We start from the raw sequence: 3,394 nt of genomic DNA, 5'->3' as shown, positions 1-3,394 counted from the left end.
CAAAGAAAAAGAGCCAACCTTACGGTCGACTCTTTTTCTTTGGTAGTGCCAACGGGATTCGAACCCGTGATCTCCTCCGTGAAAGGGAGGTGTCCTGGACCAGCTAGACGATGGCACCTAGTACTCAATCGATGGCGCCGCTCTTACCTAATCGAAGTTTATTTTGGTGGGCCCACTGAGATTCGAACTCAGAACCAATGCCTTAAGAGGGCACTGCTCTACCGTTGAGCTATAGGCCCGAGTGAGGGGAAGTGAGCAAGCTTGCTTGCTCACTTATCCCGAGCGAGGGCATAGCGCATAGCGCTATAGGCCCGACTCCTCGGAAACATTCAAGTTTTTTGTGCGGATGAGTTGCTAGCGAGGGTTTAGCGCATAGCGCTATAGGCCCGACTCCTCGGAAAACATCCACATAATTTGTACGCAGATTACTGTACCAGATTATACAGGACATTTCTAGTCGCTTGACAGGTCTCATGCATTTTATTAGTTTCACCCCATGCCTCATGCGAGGTAGGAGGGTGCGAACGTTGATTACGGGAGAACTACCGTCTAGAAGACGAAGCGGTGAGGGGCGTCCCCCCGACCGCGACGCGCGGGAAATATTCCATAAGCCGGCTGACCTCATGTTTCGGGAAATCCAAGGCCTTCTCCTGGAGGAGCAGGTCTTTACCGAGGCTGACCTTGACCGGTTAGATATGAAGAGCGCACGGGCATGGAAACATGACCCGCGGTTGTACATGCATCGATGCACGGTTGCGGTGGGTGCCTATTGGCTCTCGCGCATACGGGGTGAAGGCTTGCAGAGACAGGCCCTTGGGTTTGTCTGCGGCTTTGACCACGATGAAGGCAAGGAGAAGATCCCTCCGGAAATTCTGTATGCCTCCAAGGCTGACTGGAGCAAGAACCGGGAACAGTATATGGCCCTCATTAGGAGACATCCTATCGATGGGTACCTTAGCCTCCTGCGGGAGGAATCCCGCTACGCCAAGAGAAGTGCCATTGTGGCGGCGTGCCACCATCTGGAGCAGTCCGATCCCTACCCTTCACAGGAAGAGTTGAGGCGGTACGGCATCCGGGTTCCAAAGAAGGGTGTGTTACGTAGTGTGGTTGTGGATACCATCCTCATGGACCATGTTGATGGTTCGCTCAGGAATGACCAGCCCCTGGCTGCTAGTTCAGACCTGACCATCGCAGTCCGGAAGGTACACCTTAAGGAGAGGTTGCCTGGGTATGACGAGCTTATCGACCTTGCTTTCTCTGGCATTATTGCCTAAATCTCAGGGGCCACCACTGCGTGGCCTCTTTTCTTATCGCCAAGACTTGCTAACCTGATCAAGACAGCCCGTTGTCATACCGACGTTTGTGCCTCACGGGAGGCGAGATGGGGAAGTGTCGTGCGAACCGACCACAGTGCCGCTACGGTGATAGGAGCAATCCTTAAGTCCGATAACCATTCAAACGTTCTCTACCCCGAGCAGGGTTTCTATCGGTAACAGGGAGATGGTGCTCGCTATTTCCTGTTAAGGACGCATATGCGTAATAAAAACATTGCATTGGTAGCTGCCCTGGTTATTCTCCTTGGTGGCGTTTCTGCGTTTGCATACAACAAGCAGTCTGACTCTGCAAAGCCTGAAGCTACTCCTACTGCTTCTGCTACCCCGGTCCAGTCTGAGATTGTTACCTTTGATGGCGAAGAAGGCAAAGCCGCTCTTGTCACCCTAAAGGCTAAGTACACTGTTGAAACAAAAAGCACCTCTTACGGTGAGATGGTCCAGGGTATTAACGGCCTCGTTGCCGACGATGCCCACTATTGGGGCTTCTACGTGAACGGTGGCTACGCCCAGGTGGGTGCCGCTGACTACACCGCTAAGGCTGGTGATAAGATTGAGTTCCGCTACGAGAAATTGTAAGCGGGTTTGAGTAACGGGCAGCAGGCCGCCTTCGGGTGGCCTGTTTTGTTTTGTGGGTAGCATGTTGACCGAGGGAAAGCTTTTTGGTAGGATTCTGCGCAGTAAAGCGAAAGCTTGAAAAGTCGGTACCGGTCTCCGCGGTTCGGGAGGAGGAAAAGGTATGAGAAAAGAATTAGATCAGCCGCCCGCATATTTTGAAGAGGCAGTTGAGCAGTTTGTTGAAGACCCCTATGCGGAAAAATATTGGTCGTGCACTGGGGATGACCCTACCCTGAATAAGGAGCCTGCTCCGAAACAGAGTCGCTGGGAAAAGCTAACATCCCGTTGGCGCAAGCAAGAGGATGTTCAGCCAGAAGCCCCTCGGGAGAAAAAATGGACTGCAGTATTTCAAACTGCAGAAGAAGCGGAGGCCTTTTCGGCTACGTACCCCGTTAGTGATACCTGGGTTTGGAACAAAAAGCCGGCCCGCCAATTCACCGTACGTGAACTTGTACAGCACGCCCGCCAGCAGGACAGGCTGGGTGTGCAACTTCAGGCGTGGTCTGAGGGCAAGTGGAAAGGGGTTAAGAAGTGGCCTATTGGAGAGCCAATGCTCTGATTACAATCAACCCCGTGTACAAACCGTACACGGGGCTTTTTTATTCCTCAGGTTTTACCTAGGCCTGAACCGTACGGCGGGAAGGAAGCGAAAATTCTAGTGCAGGGTTCTCTACTACCCACTTCTGGATAAGCGGGGAGAGGAAGGCGGCAATTAGGAAGTTGCCAGCCAAGTGGGACATGGTGAATGGGATCTGTCCCATGAGCGCCACCATAAACGGCTGGTTATGGACAATTGGGCCTAGGGTAAGGCCAGTGAGGGCATCGTAGAAGAGAGTGGCTATAACGGCAAAGCCGGCGTAATGAATACGGGTGGCCTCAACCTTCTTAAAGTAAAGGGAGGATGCCACGCTGACCAGTGCGTAGGCAAAAGCAGTTACGTATGTCCAGGGGCCGATGCCAGAGGTGAGTACATCGTAAACAACCATGGAACTGACAATGAAGGCCAAGTTACTTACCATGCCGTACTTTTTCGTGAACGGCATAAGGGTGCCAAGAAGCGGCTCGGCGTTAGCGGGGCGGAAGGGGATGAGTCTCAGTGCTAGGCACGTGACCCAGGCGAAGATGAATTTTGGGAGGTGTTTCATAGTGTTGCGTGTACATAGTAGGGTACCAGATGTAGGGGGTAAAAAGAAGGCCTTTCTTTGGGGGAAAGGCCTTGGAATTTGTCAGACAGTTTAACGCAGGGGAATGCGTTGCGGGTTGGCGCCTGGGTGCGCTGTGCGGTAGATGTGTGCACCCACCGGTATCCGGCCTTCAGCAATTTCGTAAAGAAGGCGCTCCTTGGTGTATTTCTGCGTATCACGACTATTGCTCACCCCGCTGTCCCGGGGATCGTCAAAGTAGACGGTGACTTTCTTGCGGGAAAGGGACGACACGATATCGTA

General features: G+C 52.9%; 5 protein-coding genes and 2 tRNA genes. 3 read left to right on the top strand and 4 right to left on the bottom strand.

Annotated elements, in window-relative coordinates; genetic code table 11:
- Positions 1–40: 40 nt before the first annotated feature.
- A tRNA-Glu gene (locus VLA04_05450) sits at positions 41–118 on the bottom strand.
- A gap of 46 nt (positions 119–164) precedes the next feature.
- Positions 165–239: transfer RNA gene (locus VLA04_05445), tRNA-Lys, on the bottom strand.
- Between the two features lie 384 nt (positions 240–623).
- Here VLA04_05445 and VLA04_05440 point away from each other — a divergent pair.
- The 3 genes from VLA04_05440 to VLA04_05430 all read left to right on the top strand — a co-directional run bounded on the left by VLA04_05440 (position 624) and on the right by VLA04_05430 (position 2,508).
- Positions 624–1,274 (top strand): hypothetical protein, encoded by a 651-nt coding sequence (locus VLA04_05440; protein HSI21112.1) that lies wholly within the window; start codon positions 624–626, stop codon positions 1,272–1,274.
- 258 nt (positions 1,275–1,532) lie between these two features.
- Complete coding sequence (locus VLA04_05435; protein HSI21111.1) at positions 1,533–1,910, top strand: DUF4430 domain-containing protein; 378 nt, start codon at positions 1,533–1,535, stop codon at positions 1,908–1,910.
- A gap of 160 nt (positions 1,911–2,070) precedes the next feature.
- Positions 2,071–2,508, top strand: coding sequence for a hypothetical protein (locus VLA04_05430; protein ID HSI21110.1), 438 nt, complete (start codon positions 2,071–2,073; stop codon positions 2,506–2,508).
- Positions 2,509–2,566: 58 nt separating this feature from the next.
- Here the strand turns inward: VLA04_05430 and VLA04_05425 are convergent, their stop codons facing one another.
- Entirely contained in the window at positions 2,567–3,094 is a 528-nt protein-coding gene (locus VLA04_05425) for a hypothetical protein (protein ID HSI21109.1), read from the bottom strand.
- A gap of 90 nt (positions 3,095–3,184) precedes the next feature.
- Positions 3,185–3,394: hypothetical protein (locus VLA04_05420; GenBank protein ID HSI21108.1), on the bottom strand; the 210-nt coding region annotated here is incomplete at its 5' end.

The organism is Verrucomicrobiia bacterium, assembly GCA_035460805.1.
Classification (GTDB): Bacteria; Patescibacteriota; UBA1384; order CAILIB01; family CAILIB01; genus DATHWI01.
This window is presented reverse-complemented; position numbering and strand designations above follow the sequence as displayed.